Raw genomic sequence first — 20,071 nt, 5'->3', positions numbered from 1 at the left:
CGTGGTCTCCGGTGAGGACGGCCACCGTTGATCATCGTGAGTTGTGTCGACAAACGAAGATCAGCCGGTGGCCGTGCGCCGCAACCTCGCCCGGCACGATCAAGGCCGGCGTCAGAGCGGCTGTCCGCTGTCAGAGGGTGGCGGCACGCAGCGCGATCAGGGCGACGGAGGCCATGGTGAGCACCGCCGCCGGAGACGCGCCTTTGCGGTCGCCGACGCGCAGGTGGAAGGCGACCGCCCCGGCGAAGTAGAGCGTCAGACCGATCGCGGCGGCGATTCCGACGGGTCCCCACCAGAGTCCGGCGATCACACCGGCCGCGCCCGCTATCTGAGCGCCGATCAGGAAGGCCATCATGCTCGGCGGCACTCCGAGGGTGGACATCTGCTCGGTGATGTGCCGTGTCCGCAGAGACTTGGCCCCGGCCGATACCAGGAGAAGCGCCGACATGAACACGGTGACGACGGCAAGGGAGACGAACATGGCTGAAACCTCAATCGTGCGAGATGCGAGTAAGGGGGCGTGCGCACCTCGACGACGATAGGCGGCCGTCAGGTACCTCCAGGTAACCTTCGGGGCATGACCCTGCGACCCGGAATCGTCTTCCTCTCCGACTGTCCCGCTCTCCTGGCCATGGAGATCATCGCCAGCAAGTGGTCCATGGTCACGCTCTTCGCGCTGACCGACGGCCCGTTGCGCCACGGCGAGCTGGTCGAGCTGAGCGGTGGCATTTCGCGCAAGGTACTGACCCAGACGTTGCGTCGGCTCCAAGCCAACGGGCTCGTCGAGCGGCACGCGTACGCCGAGGCGCCGCCGCGCGTGGAGTACGGCCTGACCGATCTCGGGCGAACCCTGGAGGAGCCCATCAGGATGCTCACCGCATGGGCGCGGGAGAACGGCGAGGCGGTCGTCACTTTCCGGGAAGCAGCCGAGGCGGCCGGGACCACCGCGGCGGATCAGGTGCGGTCCCGGTGAAGACCCCTCATGTCACCTCGGGGTCGAGACCCTGGTCCTGAAGGAGCTCCCGCAACCGAACCCCAAGGGTGCTCGTACCAGTCCGCAGATACTCGGTGTACTCCGCCCCCGGAGCACCCTCGCCGTGCAAGCATCGTGCCGGACCCGGGGCTGCGTCCGTGCCGGCCGAGGGCCGCACGCTTCAACGGGCCGGGGCAGGGGGCAGATGACGAACCATGGCGGGGCATTCCGGTTCATAGGCCTGGCGGTGGCACCCGGGACACCTGCCCGGCGGAGGCCCTGCGGCACCCGCCTGCGCCGGACACGCCGGCCGCGGCGGCTGCCCCCGCCCCGGACGCACCCCCGGCCTGGGCCCCCGCGGTCACCGCGGACCGGCTCGTCTCCTGGGCCGCCGCCTCCCGGGCCCGTCAACTCCTCATCGCCGTGGACTGCTGCACCTCGGGCACCGCGCTCGACACCATCCGGGCGGCAGACCGGGTGGCCAACCGGATGCTCACGAGCGGGAGCGCGGAAGCGGCCGCCTTCCTCTGGATCGGGATCCTCACCGCGAGCGGTCCCGACCAGCCCGCCGCCGAAGGGCTGCTCGCCGACCACCTCGCCGAGGTCCTGCGGAGCGGCCCCGGCCCCGGCGGCAAATGGGGGGCCTGGGCCGCGAACCTGCCGATGGTGAGCGCGGGCGACGTGGTCGAGGCGCTGCGCGGCCGATGGCGCCGGCACGTCGCCCCCGACTCCGGCCAGCAGCTCCACTTCGCCGCCGACCCGCTGCGCGCCCTCGTGGCGCACGAACGGGAAGAGGAAGGCTGGCGGGGCATGTTCGCCAACCCCTGCTACCGGCGCGGCACCGGCCTGCAGATCGTGCAGCACCTCCGCGAGGCCGCCCGCGGCGCGCTGACGGGCCCGGACGCGGCCCCGACGGACGACCGCTCGCCCGCCTGCTCGCGCGGGCACGGGCCTGGCCCCTGGACCCCGCCCGGGAGCGCCGCGTACTCGCCGTGCTCGACCGCATCGACAGCGCCCGCCGGGCAGGCCGCCCGGAGGACCTGGGCCGGGCCCTGGACGCCCTAGCCGTGCTGGCTCCGCCGCTGGCGGGCACCCCGGTCGGGGAACCGGGCGGGGCCTCGGCGCAGGTCGGCGAGCGGATCGACCGCATCCTGCGCGAACCCGCCGACCCGCCCGCGCTCCCGGCGGATCCGCCTGCGGACCCGCCGGAGCGGCGCTGACGGAGCGGCGCCGACGGGCGGTCGGTGACCGCCCGGGCCGCCGCCCCGTGCTCAGGCCCGGCTTCGGGCCGCCGCCAAGGCGTCCTTGACCTCCTGCGCCACCCGGGCCGCGTCCGCCGGGTTGTTCACCACGTCCGTCCGGTTCATGTCGATGACGAGGACCTCGCTGGCCGAGTAGTGCTTGTGCACCCAGTCGTCGTAGCCGGACCACAGGATCCGGTAGTACTCGACGAGGCTCTCGTCCTGCTCGAAACCGCGCCCCCGCAGCCCGATCCGGTGCAGCACCGTCTCGAAGTCGGCCTTCAGGTAGACCATGAGGTCGGGCGCCTTGCGGTACGGCAGGCCGTCGATCTCGCGCATCATCTCGCCGAGCAGCCCCTCGTACACCTGCATCTCGAGCGAGCTGATCCGCCCCAGGTCGTGGTTGACCTTGGCGAAGTACCAGTCCTCGTAGATGGAGCGGTCGAGGACGTTGTCACCCTGCTTGTACGCCTCCTTGATCGCGGCGAACCGCGTCTGGAGGAAGTAGAGCTGCAGCAGGAAGGGGTAGCGCTTGGCCTGGATCTCCTCGGGGCTCGCCGTGTAGAAGAGCGGGAGGATCGGGTTGTCGTCGACGCTCTCGTAGAAGACGTCGCTGCCGAGCTCCTTGGCGAGCAGTTCCGCCACGCTCGTCTTGCCGATTCCGATCATGCCGCCGACGCAGATCACTGGCATACCTCGCTTCTCCCTGGGGGTCTTCTGTTCGCAGGAGGGCGGGTCGGGCACACCGCCACCATGGAGACGCATGCCGGCGGTCACTCGATTCCCCGAGATCGCGTGATCAGCGTCATGTGGTTGCGTCCGGACCGAGCCCCGACGCAGGCCGCCTCCCCGACGGTCCGGACCACCCCATCCATGGGTGCCGCAATCCCGGCGGGCCACCGCCCCGCGGCCGCCAAGAAGCATAAATGACGACAAGCCCACCGCCTGCCAGAACGACTTCCCCCGCAGGCGCGCCAGGACCCGCGCAGCGCGAGCGAACATGCCCGCCGACCCCGACGCCCCGCATCCGTGCAGGTGAGAGGCTTTGATGAAGGGTGAACTACGCAATGTGACGGCTGGGTCGCAGCGCAGCTCCCCCCGGCCCATACTGGGCCGTGAGCTGCCCCTCTGGGCACGCGCGCCTCGCGCCGGGCAGCCCGTCCGGCGTCAGAGCGCTCGGGGGACCGTTTCCGAATGAGCTGCGAAAGGATGCTGCCATGGAACTCGAATCCCTCCCGGACGAGGTCGTCGCGGACATCGAGGTGCGGGACCGCTGGAGGCGGGCTTCGGCCGGCGGCCTGGAGTTCCTCATCACCGACATCGCGAGGTGGCAACCCGGCTCGACGGTGCGCGTGGCCTTCCTCGACGGGGACTCCCAGCTGCACGCGGACATCGCGGGAGCGACGGCGCAGATCACCGAGGTCTGCAACCTGACACTCGACTTCGGCCGCGACGAGGCCGCCGGAACGTTCCGGCGGTGGACCACCGCCGACACCGCGTACGCCGCCGAAATCCGGGTCAGCTTCGACATGCAGGGCTTCTTCTCCCTGGTCGGCACCGACAGCACGGACCGCACCGTCGGAGCGTCGGGCGGCCCGGTCGGCGGCAACCCCGGTCAGCGCAGCCTCAACCTCGGGCGCTTCACGACCAACAGGCCCGCCCAGTGGGAGGGCACCGTGCGCCACGAGTTCCTCCACGCGCTCGGGTTCCACCACTCCCACCAGAACATGCGCGGCACCTGCGAGACCGAGTTCCGCTGGGAGGACGACGCCGGATACGTGCCCACCACGGACGCCGCGGGCCGCTTCGTCGCGGACGGGCAGGGACGCCAGCCCGGCATCTACACCTTCCTCGCAGGAGCGCCGAACCGCTGGCCGCGCGCGAAGGTGGACCACAACCTCCGCACGGTGGAGGACCCGGACGTGGTCGCGGGGCCCTTCGACCCGCAGTCCGTGATGCTGTACCGGTTCCCGCCGTTCTTCTACAAGTCCTCACCCAGCAGCTGCGCGCCGAGCGGCAACGGACAGAACCTCTCGGACGGGGACAGGCGCGGACTCACGCTGCTCTACCCGCACACCGCGCAGGAGCTGGCCGACCGCCGGGCCCGGGCCGAGGCAGTCCTGAAGTCGCTCGGGGCCGGTCCGGAGGGGTTCCCGGGCTCCGACGGCGGCAGCCTCGTCGAGGCCTACCGCAGCCGGGTCGAGGAACTGGCGAGCGCAGAGGTGGCGGGCTCCGGCTGAGGGCGGCTCCGGACCCGGCTCCGGCTCCGGCTCCGGGCCCGGTCCCGGCCCCGGCTCCTGAGGCTCAGCGGCGGCGGTCCCACACCGTTTCGGGGACGTGCTCCGAGCCCTGGACCGCCGTCCAGCAGTCCCGGCAGTAGAGCATGTCGTTCTCCTCCCAGAGGACGAGGTCTCCCGGCTGCTCCGGCAGGGCCCTGACCACCGTGAAATCGATCGGCGTCTCCAGGTGGCACACGGTGTTGCCGTTGGTCGGCCAGAACGGGTCCGCGGCGCTGCCCTGCGGCCGCGGCCGGAAACTGCTGCCGGCCCGTACGAGTGCGTCGACCAGGTCGTACATGTGCTGCTGGGAGTGCTCCTGCATGGCGCGAGTCTGCCCGATCCGCCCCCGCGCGACCAGGGCCGGGCCGAGCCGTCCCGGAGACGGCGGACCCGTGTCCCCCGCTCGCCCGGTGCGGGCGCATGCCGTGCCCGTGCCGGGCCCGTGGGAAGTTCTGTCCCCGTATGCCCTTCATCCGCAAGGGAGTTGGCGCAGAATGATCACGTCACTCCGTTGCCCGCCGTCCAGGTCCGAGGAGATCCATGGCCGACACCGTCACCTCACTGGCCGCCCGCCTCCACGAAGTGCTGGTGGCCCAGCTGACCGGCAGTGCCGCCGCGCCGGGCCTCCACGACGTGATCGCGCGCGCCGCGGGGCTCGGCCCCCGAGGGGCCTGGCTCGTCGCCGCGGGCCACGCCGGCCTCGCGGGCACGGCCCTCATGCAGGGGCGGGCGGACCAGGTGATCTCCCACCTCGACGCCGCGGTGGCGGCCGGCTACAACGACTGCGTGTCGCTCCACGCGGAGCCCGTACGCCCGCTGCACCACGACCCCCGCTTCCAGGCCCTCTACCGGCGGATGCGCATCACCCCGGCCGACCTGGACGAGCTGTACTGGCTGCACGGGGAGATGCGGACCGCGGCCCGGGAGGCCCAGGACGCGAGCGTGGACGACATCGGCCGCCTCGACACCGGCGTATCGCTGCTGCCGCAGGCCCCGTTGCCCACGCGCGAGCCGGACACCCCGGGCGTCCTGATCACCCGCATCGATCTCGCCGCCGTCCAGACCGCACTCCGGCAGACCGCCCTGAAGGCGGAGTTCCGGCGCAGCTCCGGAAACACCAGCCTCAGCCTCATCGACGACACGTGGGACCATCCCCAGGCCCGCCGCGACGCCTGGCACGCCGACGAGCTGGACACCCGCCGCCGTCGGGCCGCCGAGGCCCGGGCCTTCGTCCCACGCCCCGGCGCCGGCACCGACCTCGCCCCCTGCCCGCCGCTCGGCTCGATCGCCTACCCGGCCTGAGGCGCCGGGACCCGGCCGGCCGGTTCACGGGCGCCAGTACATCGCCGGGTCCGGGTGGTCGGTGAACCCCAGCTCGCGGTAGAGGGGTTCGCCCATCCCGGAGGCGTACAGGTCGGCGCGGGCAACCCCCTGTCCGGCGAACCAGTCGAGCAGGTCCCGCATGATGGCGCGGGCGTGGCCGCGCCTGCGGTGCGCCGGATCGGTGACCATGCCGATCACCAGCCCGGCGCGGCCGTTGAGCAGGTGCGGGCCGGGCAGCCGGCGCTCGATGCTGCCGATGCCGCAGGCCGCGAGCGGGCCGCCGGGGGCCGGCTCCCCGCCCTCGGCGGCCGCGTCGACGACGAGGACGCGCATCGCGTCCGTGGCGATCACCTCCCCGAGGGTCTCCGCGAGCGCGGAGCGCCACTGCCGGTCCGCCTCCTCGCTGCCGTCGAAGTAGCCGCCGTCCCGGTGCCCGAACAACAGGGCTCGCAGGCGCACGAGTTCGGGGATGTCGGCGACCGCGGCCGGGCGAACTGCCGTCTTCTGCAAGGTGTGTTGTGTCATGCCGACCAGCCTGCTGTCATGGTCTTGTGCACCTCAACCCTTACGGACACGACGTCATGGACCTGGCCGCCGACCTCGCCAACCGGCGCCCGACCGGTGCGGAGGAGCTCGCCGGGCGGTGCCGGGCCGCCGGTCTGGTCCTGGACGGACCGGCCACCGAGGAAGACCTCGCCGAGGCGAACCGGGCGCTGGACGCCTGGGAGGAGGTGGTGGACGCGCACGACGAGCAGGAACGGGCCGCCCGCCTGAACGCACTGCTGGCGCGGTACGCCGCCCACCCCAGGCTGACCGACCACGCCGGCACCGGCTGGCACCTGCACTACCGCGCCGACGGGCTGCCCCTCGGCACGATGCTGTCCTCCCTGCTCTGCATGGCCACCGCGCTGCACCTGGTCGGCCGCGGGATGCACCGGCTGGGCCGCTGCGCGGTCGGCGGCTGCTCCAACGCCTTCGCCGACACCTCCCGCACCGGCCGCCGCCGCTACTGCTGCCACGCGTGCGCCAACCGGGACGCCGTACGCCGACACCGGGCGCGCACCTGACCCGCGGCGCAGCAACCGAGCGCCGCCGAGCGGGACTTCACCCCATGACGGAACGATCTTGTGACCGCGGAGCGGTCTTCCGCACGGCGAACGGCCCGGTGCGGGGCAGGGAACCCGATGCGGACGGGGCGACCGCCGTCCTGGGCATCCCGTACGCGGCACCTCCCTCCGGCAGCCGGCGCTTCCGCGCGCCCCGGCCGGCACCCGCCTGGGAGCGCGTACGCGAGGCCACCGCCTGCGGCCCGGTCGCCCCGCAGTCGGCACGGCTGCCGGGCGCGCCGTACTGGCGTCCCGGGGACGAGGACGTGCTGACCGTGAACGTGTGGACCCCCGCTGCAGGGCGTACGGCCGGGGACCGAACCGACCGCCGACGGGCTGCTCTCCCTGTCGCCCGAGGCCCTCGTGGCCGCCTCCGACCGGGTCGCCGCCCGCTGCGCGGAGGATCCTGTGACCCCCGTCCACGCCTACGCTCCGGTGATCTTCCAGCCGGTCCTCGACGGCCGGGTGCTCCCCGCCGACCCGCTCGCGGCACTCGCCTCCGGGTCGGCGCGGGACGTGGACCTGCTGCTGTGCCACGCGGCCGAGGAGCAGTGGTTCCTGCACGCGGTGGGGGCCGTACGGGAGGTGGCCGCCGAGCCCGCACTCGCGGAGTTCACCGCGGCCCTGGGACTCCCGCCGCACCTGGCCGAGGGCTACGCCCGGCTGATGCCCGGCGCCCCGGTCCTCGACCGCTACCTCGCGCTCTTCGGCGACGCGCAGTTCGGCGAGTACACCACCCGGCTCGCCGAACACCACGCACGCGGCGGCGGCCGGGCCCACCTGGCCCGCTTCGCCCGCAGAAGGCCCGGGGCCCGCCCGTGGCACACGGCGGACGTGCCCTTCGCGTTCGGCAACCTCGACGGGGAGGGGGCGGAGTTCCTCATCGGAGGCGCCCCCGACGCGCAGGCCCGCGCACTGTCCGCCCGCATGCTCCGCGCCTGGGCCGACTTCGCCGCCCACGGCGACCCGGGCTGGCCGGCCGTGACCGCCGGGGCCACCCCGGTGCGCTCCTGGGCCGTCCCCGCCGACGGGTTCGCGGCCGAGGACCCGTCCCCGGCCCGCGCCCTGGGGCGCGGCTTCCGCTACCGCCCGCTGGAGCCCCGGTAGCGCCCCCGCGCCCCGCCCCCGGCGGACGCACCGGAGCTCACCCCCCGCCGCCGTCGCGTACGGAGGCCACGGCGGCGGGTGCCCCGGCCCGCTCCGTCGCACCCTGGGGAGCGGTCCCCGGGTCGGCCGCCCGTAGCCCGCGTGGCAGCCGGCCCGCCCCGAGGGTGATCAACAGGGCGGCGCCGATCGCCGTCGCGATCCCCGTGCGCAGCGAGGTGGCCTCCGCGACGAAGCCGATGACGACCGGGCCGGCCAGCAGCCCGGCGTACCCGAGGGCCGACACCTGGGCGACGGCGGCGTCCGAGCGGCCCGGGACGAGGGCCCCGGCCAGCGACATGCACAGCGGGACCACCGCGCAGACGGCCAGGCCCGTCAGGGCGAACCCGGAGACGGCCCACACCGCGGACGGTGCCACGACCACCAGGAGCACCCCGGCCGCGGTCGCGAGGCCGGCCGCCGCGAGGAGCGGGCGGGCGCCGAAGCGCAGCCGCAGCCGGTCGCCGAAGAGCCGCCCGGTGAACGTGGCCACCTCGTAGAGCGGGTAGGCGAGGGCGGCGACGGCTTCCGTCGTGTGCAGCTCGCGCGTCAGGAGCAGGCCGCTCCAGTCCGCCACCAGCCCTTCCAGGAGGAGGCCCATGAAGGCGACCGCCCCGATCAGGTAGACCACGGCGGGCAGGTTGCGCCGCGCTTCGGCCGCCTCCTCCTCGGGCGGTTCGTCGAGGTACGTCCGGCCCACCGCCAGGGCCAGCGGGAAGGCGACGGCGGCCGTCCCCGACACCGAGGCGGTGTAGGGGACGTCGAGTGCGGAGAGCAGGACGGCGAGCAGTCCGCCCGCGACCGCGCCGGCGCTCCATCCGGCGTGGAAACCGTTCATCAGGGGCCGCCCGGCGCGCCGTTCGACCAGGCTGCCCTGGGCGTTCATCATGGCCTCGGCCACGCCGGAGGCGATTCCGAAGCCCGCCGCGGCGGCGAGCAGCACCGGGAACGAGGGGCTGAAGCCGATGAGCGCTACGCAGACGGTGACCAGCGGGGTGCCCACGCGCAGCAGCAGCCGGTTCCCCAGGGCCGCGACCGGCCACCGCATGCACTGCATGGTCACGGTGGCCGCGACGCCCCAGGAGAGGATGACCAGTCCCACCTCACCCGGGTCCAGGCCGAGTTTGGCGGCCAGCCCCGGGAGTCTCGCCGCCAGGATTCCGTTGACCACGCCGACGAGGGCGAAGGTGGCGACGACGCCGAGGTGTGCGCGCCTGAGGGGATGTGCCGGTGAGCTGTGCATGACGGGTCTTCCTGTGCGGCGCTGCCCGACCGGCAGCCGCTGCACGCCGGTTGATCAGCCATTCCTTCGTGATCGGAAGTGTGCAGGAAGGGTTGCGCCGATCGCCAGGTCATCGCGGGGGAGCGTCACATCCCGCGGACCGCAGGGGAGCCGGGGGCGATCTCCACGCGGACGACGCCCCGGTTGTTCTCCGGGTACGGGTCTCCCGGCGGGGTCTCCACCGAGATCTCGCCGGTGGCACCCGGTACGTACCGGTCCATCCGCACGTGGAACACCGGCGTGGACACGCCGTCCGGCCGCTCGCAGGTGACCTCCACCTCTCCGGGCTTGCCGCACCAGGTGGTCTCGGACCCGTACATGCCGTAGTCCGGCGGCGTCGCCACCGAGAAGCCCTCGGGGAGCCTGACCCGGAAGCTCTGCCACGTCGCCTCACCGTGCGAGACCCCCGGGCCCGGCAGGGGGAAGCGGAAGCTCTCGCCGACCCCGCCCGTCACCGTCACCGTGACCCCGTCGACGAACAGGTCCTGGGGCAGGGAGCTGTTGTCGGTCGCGAAGCGCAGCTCGCCGCTGTGCCTGTCCCCCGCGGTCTGCCCGTCCGCCCCGGTCAGGGTCAGCTCGTGCCCGGTGCCGCGGGTGAACCGCGTGCGGTAGTCGGGGACGTGCGGAGGGAGGGGGCGCAGCTCGTCGTCGGTCCTCACCTTCCCGTTGCGGCCGATGTCCTGGAAGCTGCGGGCCAGCCGGGCGAGGGGCCAGACCTCGTACACGTACCTGCCGTTGACCTGCCGTGCGTCGTTGAGCGGCTCGAAGGGTTCGGCGGTCGTGTACGTCCGACCCGCCTCGACCGGGGTCCGGAACTCGCAGTACGCCTGCACCCGGTCGGGGGAGTAGAAGCAGTTGGTGAACCTGGCGGGCAGGGTGACCGTGCTGCCCCGGGAGGCCGTCCGCAGCGAGAGGACTACGCCTTCGTGCGAGGGGCCGGTGCCCGCATTGGCGAAGACGGGGCTGAAGGCGGGGGGCTCGCCGACGAGCGGCGGAAGGGGCTGCTTCTTCGGCCGGTTCTGCATGCGCAGGTCGGGGATGCCGGTGTGCACGACGGTCTCGGAGGTGAACCCGCCCGCGTCGAGGCTGCCCACCCGCATCGTGAACGGTGCGCTGAAGCCCGTCCCGACCCCCGGCGCGCTGGTGATCCGGAACAGCGGCAGCCGTTTGGGCGTTCCCGCCGGGAGCGACCGGAGGGTGCAGTGGAGGGTCCGGCCGCGGAGCTTGCACCGGCTCTCGGGATGCACCACGACCTTGTCGCCCAGGCGGCCGAGGTCGAAGTCCGCGGTCACGCCGTGGGCCACGGCCCCGCGCGGGCCCGCCACCTTGAGCACGGTCACGTAGAACGGCTGGGTCCGCTTGGTCGGGCCGATGAAGTACGCGGGCTCGTGGTGGGTCGCCGTGAGCCGCATGCGCCCGGCGCCGCGGCCCTCCCCGTCGCCGGAGACGGCGAGACGGTACAGGCCGAGCACCGCGGCCGTCCCGAACAGGCAGCCCAGGACGAGGGCCACCCTCCTGCGCATGAGACCGCGCATGCCGTTCTCCGTCCCGTCTCGCGAGGCTGACGAAGAGTCCGACCCGCGGCGTGCCCGGAGGGTTGCCCGATGTGACCGTGTTGTGATCTCACCGGGGCGGGAACCGGAATGCGGCGGACCGCGTCTGTGATCTTCAAGCGCGTGCGACGGGCCGGGGCGGGGATTCGTCCACCGCCCCGGGCGCCGGGCGGGCACAGAACAAGCACGGTCAGCAAAGGTAGACAGATGGCGCAGGGCTCCGTGGCCGGTACGGGACACAGCGGATCGCGACGGGAGCCCCCTGCTCCCGGCCGCCGGTTCGCCGGACGGCGCTGGGCACCGGGAGTCTGGCGGCGCGGCCCGCTGGTCACCCTGTCCGCCGTGCTGGTCTCCCTGGTCCTGCTCCTGCACGCCGAAGTGCCCAACACCGTCGGCAACGCGGGCAGCCTGGTCGAAACCTTCCTGCCGTGGATCGGCTGGACGGTCCCCGTCCTGCTGGCCGCCGCACTGTGGCGCAGGTCGGTGAGCGCACTGCTGGCCGTCGGCGTCGCCGCCGCGGTGTGGCTGAACCTCTTCGGCGGGCTCGTCACCGACAAGTCCGGCCCCGGCGGCAACCTCAGGGTGGCCACCCACAACGTGGGCGCGGAGAACCCCGATCCGCGCGGCACCGCCCGGTCCGTCGCACGCGCCGGGGCGGACGTACTGGCCCTGACGGAGCTCAGCCCGACGGACGTGGACGTGTATGCGACGGAACTCGCCCGCACCTACAAGTTCCACGCCGCCGAGGGAACCGTCGGGGTGTGGAGCAAGTACCCGCTGACATCGAGCCGGCCCGTCGACATCAAGATCGGGTGGACCCGTGCCATGCGGACCACGGTCGACACCCCCTGGGGCGAAGTGGCGGTGTACGTGGCCCACATGCCCTCGGTGCGTGTGAAGCTCGACGCCGGGTTCACCTCCGACCAGCGCAACAACAGCGCCGAGGCGCTCGGCCGGGCGCTCTCCGGCGAGGAGGCCGACAAGTTCGTCCTGCTCGGGGACCTGAACGGCACCATGAACGACCGCTCGCTGTCCCGGATCACCAGGAAGATGCGCTCCACCCAGGGTGCGGCCGGCGACGGCTTCGGCTTCAGCTGGCCGGCCCGGTTCCCCATGGCGCGCATCGACCAGATCATGGTCTACGGCCTGCGGCCGGAATCCTCCTGGACCCTCCCGCGCACCGGAAGCGACCACCTGCCCGTCGCCGCCCAGGTCACCATCGAGAAGTAGCGGCCCGCGGACCCCTGCGGGGGGCTATGCGCGGGCCTCGGCGGGTGCACCGCCGGGCTCCGCGGCCGGGGCGCCGGCTTCCCCCGGGGGCCGGGGCCGGGTGCGGGCGCCCCAGCGTTCGAGCGCCGGTCCGGTGGTGCCCACCGCGGCGAAGAACGCGCCGAGGAGCAGCCAGCCGGCCGTGCCCAGGCCGAGCACCGCGGTGGTGAGGACCGCCGGCGCGAGGGCCTGGCCGGCGCCGAAGCCGAGCCCGAGGAGCCCCTGGTACTGCCCCTGGGCGTGGTCGGGCGCCAGGCCGAAGCCGAGGGCGAAGCCGGCCGAGGACTCCCAGATCTCGCCGAGGCTGTGCACGAAGATCGCCGCGACGGCGAGCCCGGCGGCGGCCCACACGGGTGCGTGCGCGGTCAGGGCCATCATCGGACAGCTGAGGAGGAAGAGCAGCCCTGCCGTGCGGAACGCCCGGCCGCCCTGGTCGGGGGTTTCGATGCGCCCGCCGATCCGGGTCTGCAACAGGACGCAGACACCGGAGTTGACGGCGGCCACCGCGGCCACGGTCCAGCGCGGTGCGTCCGTGTGCTGGGAGATCCAGATCGGCAGGAGGAGGGACACCGTCGGGTACTGCAGCCCCATCGCACCGTAGAGGGCCGCGAAGGCCACGAACGGACGGTCCCGGAGCGCGGTCCAGCGGTGCTCCTGCGGCGGTGCCGGCAGGGCCGGGAAGCGGGGGAGGAGGAACAGCAGCAGGCCGCACAGGGCGAAGCTGGCCGCATTGCCGAGGATCAGCACGAGGTAGGCGGTGCGCGTGCCGGCGGCGACTGCGAAACCCGCCCCCACGGTCCCGGTTACCACCCCCAGGTTGACGTACGTACGCAGTCTCGCCCGGAACAGCGCCGGGCGGTCGGTGCCGACCCGGACCACGAGCGCTCCCCAGGCCGCGCCCCCGGCGGCCGCGGCGAGCTGGTCGACGGTCGCGACGGCCGCGAGGCCCGCCCAGCTCTCGACGAACACGAGCGCGGTCATCGCCGCCGCCTGCACCGCCAGGGCGAGCATCATCACGGTGCGGGGACCCCGGCGGTCGGCCAGGTGCCCGCCGGGTACTCCGGCGAGCAGGCCGACGAGCCCTGCGACGGTCAGGGCGGCCCCCACCTGCACGGCCGGCAGCCCCACCACCAGGGTGAAGTACAGCGCCGACGCCGTATTGAAGAGCCCGTTCCCGACCCGGTTGACGAAACTGGCCAGGATCAGCACCCGCTCGGGCCCGCTGCCCCTTGCTGCCCCCGCCCCTGCTATTCGGCCCGGCTTTCTCCCCGTGATCATGGCCGCAGGCTAGCAGCGGCCGCTCTTCGGCCGGTCGTCCAGGAACGCCCATGTCATCTCGGGCTCGGTGACGCACTTCATGACCCGGCGCACCGGCGGGGTGCACAGGAGGGTCATGAGGGCGAGTGCGAGCACGGACAGCGCGACCCGGCCGACCGGGGTGCTCAGCGAGGGATGGCTCTCGTAGAAACCGGTGTACTGGGCCCCGCGGATCAGGAATCCGTGCAGCACGTATCCGCAGATGGTCCCGGCGCCGAGCACCGTGAACCAGTACCGGCGGGCGGGCACCAGGGCCAGGAAGGCGGCGACCAGCACCAGCGTGCAGCAGAAGTACACGCTCGCCCGGAACAGGCCCGGCCACCACGCCAGCCCCATCTCCTGGACGCTCCTCGACCGGTAGACCCAGTTCATCGGGATGCTGGGCGTCGCCCAGTACGTGAAGGGCAGCGCCCCGGCGAACACCAGCACGGCGAGTGCCCGCACCCGGCGCCGCCGCAGGAAGCGGAAGTGGCCGGGCTTCATGCACAGGCCCAGCACGAAGAAGGGCAGGAACTGCAGCACCCGGACGAGGTCGAGGGTCGGCCCGATGGCCGGGGTGACCGTCGCGAGCGCCGCGACGACCAGGGAGACGGCCAGCGGCCGGCGCAGCGAAAGCCACAGCGGGGTCGTCAGCCGCCAGATGAAGAGCGCCATGAGGAACCACATCAGGTACGTGGGCTCCAGCAGGCTGATGGGCTTCCCGGGCCAGTTCCCCCACCGGGCGAAGAGCGTGTACGCCACCTCGAAGACGACGTACGGCAGCGCCACGCCGGTCAGGAGCCTGCGCAGCTGGTCGGGGCGGCCCGTGTAGCTCCTCGAGAGGTAGCCGGATATCAGGATGAACACCGGCATGTGGAAGGTGTACACGAACATGTACAGGGTCCGGGTGGTCCGGCTGCTCTCGACCACGTGGGGCCACAGGTGGCCCAGGGCCACCAGCAGGATGGCGGCGTATTTCACGTTGTCGAAGTAGGGGTCCCGCTGCATTGCCCGCTGTGGAATTGTCACTTCCGCCACGGGAAGAGGTGCGCTTTTGTTTTTGGGGGCGACAGAAAGCATTCGAGGACCATAACCAGGTAATTCCCTTTTGGGAAAAGGTTGTAAGACCTCGAATAACGATCGCGCATAGCCTCGCGGCCCATACGGCCCTATTCATGGCCAATTCGGACAGGCCTCGGGTGGCCGCCCCGACGGTCAGTCCCGGCCCGTCGGGGCGGCTGCCCGCCGACGGACGCGCGCCAGGACCAGGACCGTGTCGTCGGTGGGCCCCGCCGGCAGCATCCGCGCGAGGATGCCGTCGGCGGCGGCCTCCAGCGAGTGCCCTCCGGGAGGGACGGGCGCCTCTGCGAGCGCCCGGACCAGCGCGTCCACCCCGGCGTCGAGGTCCCGGTCGCGGGTCTCGACCAGGCCGTCCGTGTACAGGGCGAGGGTGGCGCCCTCCGGCAGCTCGACCTCGGTCGACCTGAAGGCCACGCCCCCGACACCGAGCGGGACGCCGAGGACCTCCCCGAGGACCCGTACGGTGCCGTCGGGGAGCCGCAGCAGCGGTGGCGGGTGGCCCGCGCTGCCGATGCGGGCGCGGCCGGAGTCCGGGTCGTAGACGAGGTACAGGCAGGTGGCGAGCTCGATGCCGGCCTCGTGGGCGCAGGCGTCGAGCTCCGTGAGCAGTTCCTCGGGGGTCCGGGTGTGCCGGGCGACCGCCTTCGCGGTGATCCGCAGCCGGCCCATCGCGGCCGCGGCGGGCACCCCGTGGCCCATCACGTCGCCCACGACCAGGGCGGTCCGCCCGCCCGGCAGGGCGATCACGTCGTACCAGTCGCCCCCGACCTCGGCGAGGCGGCTCCCGGGCAGGTAGCGCTGGGCGGTCTCCAGGTGCGCGCTGGTGGCGGGCGCGCTGGGCAGCAGGGCCTGCTGCAGGGTGAGCGCGATGTCCTGGACCTGGCTGTACAGCCGGGCGTTGTCCAGGCACAGGGCCGCCCGGGAGGCGAGTTCCCCGGCCAGGCTCAGGTCGGCCGCCGTGAAGGCGGGCCGGGCGGGGGAGCGGCCGAACATGGTGATCCCCTGGACGGTCCCGCGGGCGACCAGCGGGGCGATCAGGATGCCGGCCACCCCGCTGTCGAGCAGCAGCCGGGCCCGGCTCTGGTGGACCGCGGTGCGCGAGGCGAAGGCCTCGTCCACGCGGACGCTGATCGGTTGGCCGGTGCGCAGCATGTCGTGGACGCCGGAGCCCGGCGGGTACGTGATCGTGTCGAGGCCGTGCACCAGCTCGGGCGCCGGCTCGGGGAGGGTGGTGCGGGCGGCGATGCGCCGGGTCACGAGCTCCTGCGCCGGGTCGAACTCCGCCGATTCGTCCGCCCATTGGACGAGCTCCACGACCGCACCGTCGCAGAAGTCCGGCACCACCGCGTCCACCAGTTCGCGGGCGGTGACGCGTACGTCGAGGGTGGTGCCGATGCGGGCCGAGGCCCGGTCGAGCAGCTCCAGGCGCTGCCGGGCGGCCGCGGCCTCGACCACGGCCCGCTCGCGGTCGGTGACGTCCAGTAGGACCCCGCCGGCCCCGCGCCGGGTGTCCCCGGCCCCGCTGAGCGGGAAGAAGCTGAGCGACCGCATCTGGTCCTGCCCGGGACGGCCGGGCGTGCGCACCACCGCGAGGGCGCCCACCACCGGCGGCCCGCCGGCCGCGACCTCGCGCAGCTTCCGCAGCCAGCCGCCGTCGTCCTCGGCGAGCATGACCTCGTCCAGGCGCCGCCCCGCGTGGTCCGCGCGGGACATGCCGTCCATGTCGGCCAGGGCCTGGTTGAGGTGCACGTACCGCAGCTCCTCGTCCACCATGACGAGGCCGATCGGGCAGGTCTCGAAGAGGGAGTCGAGGAAGGTCAGGTTGGTCTTCACCCGGTCGAGCTCGGCGCCGCTGCTGGCGAGCACCATGACGACCGGGCCGCCGCCGGAGCCGGCCACGGGGAAGACCCGCAGCCCGCAGTCGAAGACCGTGCCCCCGCGGTGCCGGACCGGGCGCCGCACCCGCCAGTAGCCGAGACTGCGGGCGCGCTCCACGAGCTGCGCGGCGGGGCCCGGCTCGCCCGGGCCCGGCTCGGGGAACAGCGCCGCCGCCGGACGGCCCAGCACCTCTTCGGCCCGATGTCCGAAGAGCCCCTGCGCCCCCGGCCCCCAGGCGCACACCCGGTCCTGCTCGTCGATGCCGAACACCGCCACCGCCACCTGCTCAAGCAGGGACCCCGGCTCGGACCGGATCGGACCGGCGGCCGCGTCGCCCCCCGGCGGGCACGGTGGCATCGGACCCCTCAGGCGTGTACGGCGCTCGGGCGGTGCCCCTCAATTCTGCGCGTCGGCCCGCACCCACCGCGAACGCTGGCCGCCCGGCCTCAGCCGGCCGCGGCGAACCGGTCCAGGGCCGCCAGCACGTGGCTCCGGGTGGCCGCGTCGCCCAGGTGGCCCGCCTCCTCGACCACGAGCAGTTCGGCGTCCGGCCAGGCCCGGGAGAGCTCCCACGCCGTGTCGAGCGGTCCCGCCAGGTCCAGTCGGCCGTGGACGAGGACGCCGGGGATGCCGGCCAGGCGCCCCGCCTCGCGCAGCAGTACGCCCTCCTCCAGCCAGGCCCCGTGCGCGAAGTAGCGGGAGCAGATGCGCACCAGCGCCAGCCGGGCGGCCGGGGGCCGGTCGCCGTAGGGGCGTGCGGTCCCCTTCGTCTCGCCGGACAGGACCGCGTCCTCCCAGTCGCACCAGTCGGACGTGGCCCGGTTGCGGACCGCCGCGTCGGGGTGCTCGGCCAGGCGGGCGTAGGCCGCGACGACGTCGCCGTCGCGCGGGGTGCCCGGGGCTCCGGCGAGGAAGCGTTCCCACTGCTCGGGGAAGAACCGGCCCGCGCCCCGGTAGAGCCAGTCGATCTCCGAGCGCCGGGTGGTGGTGACCCCCGCGACGACGATCTCGGTGACGCGCTCGGGGTGTCGTTCGGCGTAGGCGAGGAGGAGGGTGGAGCCCCACGAGCCGCCGTACAGCAGCCAGCGGTCGATGCCGAGGTGCTGCCGGAGCCGTTCCATGTCGGCGATCAGGTGCCCGGTGGTGTTGTGCGCGAGGTCGGTGGCGGGGTCGCTCGCGTGCGGGGTGCTGCGGCCGCAGTTGCGCTGGTCGAAGAGGACCACGCGGTACCGGTCGGGGTCGAAGTACCGGCGGGCGCCGGGGGTGCATCCCGATCCGGGGCCGCCGTGCACGACGAGCGCGGGCTTCCCCTCCGGATTGCCGCAGACCTCCCAGTAGACGAGGTTGCCGTCGCCGACGTCGAGCATCCCCGTGTCGTACGGCTCGATGGGCGGATGGAGCTCGGGCACGGCGGGATCCCCTCGGTTGCGGACACGACAGATACAACAGCGCTGTTATATTAACCTGCATGCCCTCCCACACCCCCGGCCCCGAGCTCCTCGGAACGCGGCTGCGCCACCTCCTGGACCTCCTCGACGGCGATGTCGCCGCCGTCTACACCGACCTCGGCCTGACCGGCTTCCGGCCGCGGTTCACTCCGGTCGTCCGAGCCCTGGCCGCCGCGGGATCCGCCTCGATCAGGGACCTGGCGGCGGCGACCGGCGTCACCCATTCCGCCGCGAGCCAGACCGTGGCCCAGATGGCCGGCCAAGGCCTCGTCAGCCTCGTCCCGGGACAGGACGGACGGCAGCGCATCGTCCGCCTGACCGCGAAGGCCGAGTCCCTCCTCCCGACCCTGGACGCCGAATGGACCGCCACCGCGGCGGCGGCCGCCGAGTTCGAGGCCGAACTCTCCTTCCCCCTGAGCCGCCTCGTGGACGAGGCCCTCGACGCCTTGAGCCGGCGCCCCATGCGCTGGCGCATCACCGATCAGCTGCCCGAAGGCCGGATCCGGGACGACCGCCGTCCCGAAGCCGGGCAGCGCGCGTAGCGCGGCGGGCCGGCGGCAACGCCCCCCGAGCGTCCGGTCGGCCGAAATGCCTTGCCGTCCGCCCGCCCCCGGTCCGTACGATCTCCGGCAGCGCACGCGTCGCCCACCGAGGGCGCGACCGGCGCAGCACCGAAAAAGGGGGACGAGCCCATGTGGCCGCGGGTGAACGGCATGCGAGCGCTGGAGCTGGGATCGGCCGGGAAGATGCGGGACTGGCTGAACGGGCTCGCGCTGGCCGGACGGAAGGTGGCGACGACCGGGCTCCTGGCGGAGTACCGGACGGAGGCCGAGGAACTGGAGACCGTCGGCGAGCGGCTGGCCCTGCTCGGCACCTCGGGCGAGTGGGCCGGGACCGTGGAGATCACCGGAGTGCACGTCACCACCTTCGGCGAGGTGACGTGGGAGCACGCCGCGGCCGAGGGCGAGGGCGACGCCACCCTCGCGGAATGGCGCGCCGGCCACCGGCGCTACTGGGCCGAGTCCGGTACCCCCGTCGAAGACGGCACCGAGGTGGTGTGCCTGACGTTCCGCCTGCTCGCGGACGGCGCCCCCGAGGCGGCGGCCCGTGGGTGAGCGCCGCACACGAGCCGGCAGGCACGCGGCCGCCGCCCTGGCCTGTCCGGTGCTCCTGCTGAGCGGCTGTACGGGCGGTGACGGTCCGGCAGGCGGCCCGAGCGGCACCCCGCACACCTCGTCGGCCGCCCCGTCCGCCGCCCCCGCACCCTCCCCGGCCCGCACGTGGAGCTCCCCGGCCTTCCCCGGCCCCACCGCGGACGTGCTCATGGGCGCGATCGCGGCCCGGTGGGGCCTGGAGGTCCACCGCAGGGGCCGCTACGGGCAGGGGCCCATGGAGGCGAAGCGGGTCCTCCCGGCCGGGTTCACCCTCTGGGTGCGCACCACCGACGACGAGGAAGGCCGGGCACGCCGCATCGAGTGCATGGCCCTCAATTCGGTGTCCCCGCAGGTCGCCGCCACCCTCTCGGAGTGCGCCGACCTCGCCCTCAACGGACGGGCGAGCCCGCGCCGGAAGGCGTGGATCTCCGCCCAACTGGCCCTCGCCGAGGAGCCGGACGGCCCGCACCGGTCCGCCGGCACCCTCACCGAAGGCGGCTTCGACATGCGCCTGACGGCACGGACCTCCGGCACGGTCCTCACCCTCACCCGCACGCCGTAGCCGACGGGCCGCCACCGGGTCCGAGAGCGCGGACCCGGGAGGCGCAGCGGCCTCCCACCGGGGCGCGGGCGGGCACTTGACCGGAGACGGCGGACGCGCGAAGACTGGAAGTACACCGTCACGTGTGCCTCGTAGGTGTACACCCCCCGCCCTACCCCCGCGCCCTCTGCCGGGGCGCGTCACAGAGGGGAGGCCCGCGATGGCCTTCCATTCCCTGCACCAGCACACTCCCGGCACGCTCCGCCCCCGGTTCTGGGCCGAAGTGGTCCTGGGATCCCTCTCCGGGCTCCTCTTCCTCGCCACCCTCGTCCGGCGCGACTGGATCGAAGTGCTGTTCGGCGTCGAGCCGGACGCCGGCAGCGGATCCCTCGAATGGCTCATCGTGGCCGTCACGGCCCTGGTCGCCGTCCTGTGCGCCCTCGGCGCACGGATGGAGTGGCGCCGCACCCACCCGGCCGCAGCGCACCCCTCGCGTTAGCCGGCC

Annotated in this window: 22 protein-coding genes and 1 pseudogene; 13 read left to right on the top strand and 10 right to left on the bottom strand. The window is 73.6% G+C overall.

Annotated elements, in window-relative coordinates:
• Positions 1 to 130 precede the first annotated feature (130 nt).
• A complete protein-coding gene (locus tag ACZ407_RS09840) occupies positions 131 to 481 on the bottom strand; it encodes a DoxX family protein (RefSeq protein WP_468127026.1) in 351 nt (116 codons plus the stop codon).
• 96 nt (positions 482 to 577) lie between these two features.
• Here ACZ407_RS09840 and ACZ407_RS09835 point away from each other — a divergent pair, with 96 nt between their 5' ends.
• From ACZ407_RS09835 to ACZ407_RS09825, 3 genes are all read left to right on the top strand, one after another.
• Entirely contained in the window at positions 578 to 973 is a 396-nt protein-coding gene (locus ACZ407_RS09835) for a winged helix-turn-helix transcriptional regulator (protein ID WP_468127024.1), read from the top strand.
• Positions 974 to 1,396: 423 nt separating this feature from the next.
• On the top strand, positions 1,397 to 2,038 hold the full coding sequence (locus tag ACZ407_RS09830; protein ID WP_468127022.1) for a hypothetical protein: 642 nt from the start codon (positions 1,397 to 1,399) through the stop codon (positions 2,036 to 2,038).
• 2 nt (positions 2,039 to 2,040) lie between these two features.
• Entirely contained in the window at positions 2,041 to 2,193 is a 153-nt protein-coding gene (locus tag ACZ407_RS09825; protein ID WP_468127020.1) for a hypothetical protein, read from the top strand.
• Positions 2,194 to 2,244: 51 nt separating this feature from the next.
• Here ACZ407_RS09825 and ACZ407_RS09820 read toward each other — a convergent pair whose 3' ends face one another.
• Positions 2,245 to 2,907 (bottom strand): deoxynucleoside kinase, encoded by a 663-nt coding sequence (locus ACZ407_RS09820; protein ID WP_468127018.1) that lies wholly within the window; start codon positions 2,905 to 2,907, stop codon positions 2,245 to 2,247.
• A gap of 524 nt (positions 2,908 to 3,431) precedes the next feature.
• Here ACZ407_RS09820 and ACZ407_RS09815 point away from each other — a divergent pair.
• Positions 3,432 to 4,454 carry a zinc metalloprotease gene (locus ACZ407_RS09815; protein ID WP_468127016.1) on the top strand — a complete coding sequence of 341 codons (1,023 nt, stop codon included), beginning with the start codon at positions 3,432 to 3,434 and terminating at the stop codon, positions 4,452 to 4,454.
• A gap of 64 nt (positions 4,455 to 4,518) precedes the next feature.
• Here ACZ407_RS09815 and ACZ407_RS09810 read toward each other — a convergent pair whose 3' ends face one another.
• Positions 4,519 to 4,815 (bottom strand): hypothetical protein, encoded by a 297-nt coding sequence (locus tag ACZ407_RS09810; protein WP_468127015.1) that lies wholly within the window; start codon positions 4,813 to 4,815, stop codon positions 4,519 to 4,521.
• A 218-nt stretch (positions 4,816 to 5,033) separates the two neighbouring features.
• Between ACZ407_RS09810 and ACZ407_RS09805 the strand changes: the two genes are divergently transcribed.
• Positions 5,034 to 5,795, top strand: coding sequence for a hypothetical protein (locus tag ACZ407_RS09805; protein ID WP_468127013.1), 762 nt, complete (start codon positions 5,034 to 5,036; stop codon positions 5,793 to 5,795).
• 24 nt (positions 5,796 to 5,819) lie between these two features.
• Here ACZ407_RS09805 and ACZ407_RS09800 read toward each other — a convergent pair whose 3' ends face one another.
• Complete coding sequence (locus tag ACZ407_RS09800; protein WP_468127012.1) at positions 5,820 to 6,341, bottom strand: GNAT family N-acetyltransferase; 522 nt, start codon at positions 6,339 to 6,341, stop codon at positions 5,820 to 5,822.
• Between the two features lie 26 nt (positions 6,342 to 6,367).
• On the opposite strand from ACZ407_RS09800, the gene ACZ407_RS09795 reads away from it, so the two are divergent.
• From ACZ407_RS09795 to ACZ407_RS09785, 3 genes and pseudogenes are all read left to right on the top strand, one after another.
• Positions 6,368 to 6,883, top strand: a complete 516-nt coding sequence (locus ACZ407_RS09795; protein ID WP_468127010.1) for a CGNR zinc finger domain-containing protein — start codon at positions 6,368 to 6,370, stop codon at positions 6,881 to 6,883.
• A gap of 44 nt (positions 6,884 to 6,927) precedes the next feature.
• Positions 6,928 to 7,164: pseudogene (locus ACZ407_RS09790) on the top strand (carboxylesterase family protein); the annotation flags it as partial.
• 166 nt (positions 7,165 to 7,330) lie between these two features.
• On the top strand, positions 7,331 to 8,029 hold the full coding sequence (locus tag ACZ407_RS09785; RefSeq protein ID WP_468127008.1) for a carboxylesterase/lipase family protein: 699 nt from the start codon (positions 7,331 to 7,333) through the stop codon (positions 8,027 to 8,029).
• 37 nt (positions 8,030 to 8,066) lie between these two features.
• On the opposite strand, the gene ACZ407_RS09780 is transcribed toward ACZ407_RS09785, so the two are convergent.
• Together ACZ407_RS09780 and ACZ407_RS09775 are read right to left on the bottom strand one after the other, a co-directional pair.
• Positions 8,067 to 9,308: an MFS transporter gene (locus tag ACZ407_RS09780; protein WP_468127006.1), complete on the bottom strand. Its 1,242-nt coding sequence runs from the start codon at positions 9,306 to 9,308 to the stop codon at positions 8,067 to 8,069.
• Between the two features lie 125 nt (positions 9,309 to 9,433).
• Positions 9,434 to 10,882 (bottom strand): hypothetical protein, encoded by a 1,449-nt coding sequence (locus ACZ407_RS09775; protein ID WP_468127004.1) that lies wholly within the window; start codon positions 10,880 to 10,882, stop codon positions 9,434 to 9,436.
• 225 nt (positions 10,883 to 11,107) lie between these two features.
• On the opposite strand from ACZ407_RS09775, the gene ACZ407_RS09770 reads away from it, so the two are divergent.
• On the top strand, positions 11,108 to 12,130 hold the full coding sequence (locus ACZ407_RS09770; protein ID WP_468127003.1) for an endonuclease/exonuclease/phosphatase family protein: 1,023 nt from the start codon (positions 11,108 to 11,110) through the stop codon (positions 12,128 to 12,130).
• 24 nt (positions 12,131 to 12,154) lie between these two features.
• On the opposite strand, the gene ACZ407_RS09765 is transcribed toward ACZ407_RS09770, so the two are convergent.
• From ACZ407_RS09765 to pip, 4 genes are all read right to left on the bottom strand, one after another.
• Positions 12,155 to 13,447: an MFS transporter gene (locus tag ACZ407_RS09765; protein WP_468127001.1), complete on the bottom strand. Its 1,293-nt coding sequence runs from the start codon at positions 13,445 to 13,447 to the stop codon at positions 12,155 to 12,157.
• 9 nt (positions 13,448 to 13,456) lie between these two features.
• Complete coding sequence (locus ACZ407_RS09760; protein ID WP_468127000.1) at positions 13,457 to 14,473, bottom strand: acyltransferase family protein; 1,017 nt, start codon at positions 14,471 to 14,473, stop codon at positions 13,457 to 13,459.
• 207 nt (positions 14,474 to 14,680) lie between these two features.
• Positions 14,681 to 16,780: a SpoIIE family protein phosphatase gene (locus ACZ407_RS09755; protein WP_468126998.1), complete on the bottom strand. Its 2,100-nt coding sequence runs from the start codon at positions 16,778 to 16,780 to the stop codon at positions 14,681 to 14,683.
• An 89-nt stretch (positions 16,781 to 16,869) separates the two neighbouring features.
• Complete coding sequence (gene pip / locus ACZ407_RS09750; RefSeq protein WP_468126997.1) at positions 16,870 to 17,832, bottom strand: prolyl aminopeptidase; 963 nt, start codon at positions 17,830 to 17,832, stop codon at positions 16,870 to 16,872.
• A 59-nt stretch (positions 17,833 to 17,891) separates the two neighbouring features.
• Here pip and ACZ407_RS09745 point away from each other — a divergent pair, with 59 nt between their 5' ends.
• From ACZ407_RS09745 to ACZ407_RS09730, 4 genes are all read left to right on the top strand, one after another.
• Positions 17,892 to 18,413, top strand: a complete 522-nt coding sequence (locus tag ACZ407_RS09745) for a MarR family winged helix-turn-helix transcriptional regulator (RefSeq protein WP_468126995.1) — start codon at positions 17,892 to 17,894, stop codon at positions 18,411 to 18,413.
• Between the two features lie 171 nt (positions 18,414 to 18,584).
• Positions 18,585 to 18,986 carry an ASCH domain-containing protein gene (locus ACZ407_RS09740; RefSeq protein ID WP_468127117.1) on the top strand — a complete coding sequence of 134 codons (402 nt, stop codon included), beginning with the start codon at positions 18,585 to 18,587 and terminating at the stop codon, positions 18,984 to 18,986.
• Positions 18,979 to 19,587 carry a hypothetical protein gene (locus ACZ407_RS09735; protein ID WP_468126994.1) on the top strand — a complete coding sequence of 203 codons (609 nt, stop codon included), beginning with the start codon at positions 18,979 to 18,981 and terminating at the stop codon, positions 19,585 to 19,587. Before ACZ407_RS09740 ends, ACZ407_RS09735 begins: the two co-directional genes overlap by 8 nt.
• Positions 19,588 to 19,786: 199 nt before the next feature.
• Positions 19,787 to 20,065 carry an ABC transporter permease gene (locus ACZ407_RS09730; RefSeq protein ID WP_468126992.1) on the top strand — a complete coding sequence of 93 codons (279 nt, stop codon included), beginning with the start codon at positions 19,787 to 19,789 and terminating at the stop codon, positions 20,063 to 20,065.
• Positions 20,066 to 20,071 lie beyond the last annotated feature (6 nt).

The organism is Streptomyces sp. NPDC030809, from assembly GCF_055572195.1.
This window is presented reverse-complemented; position numbering and strand designations above follow the sequence as displayed.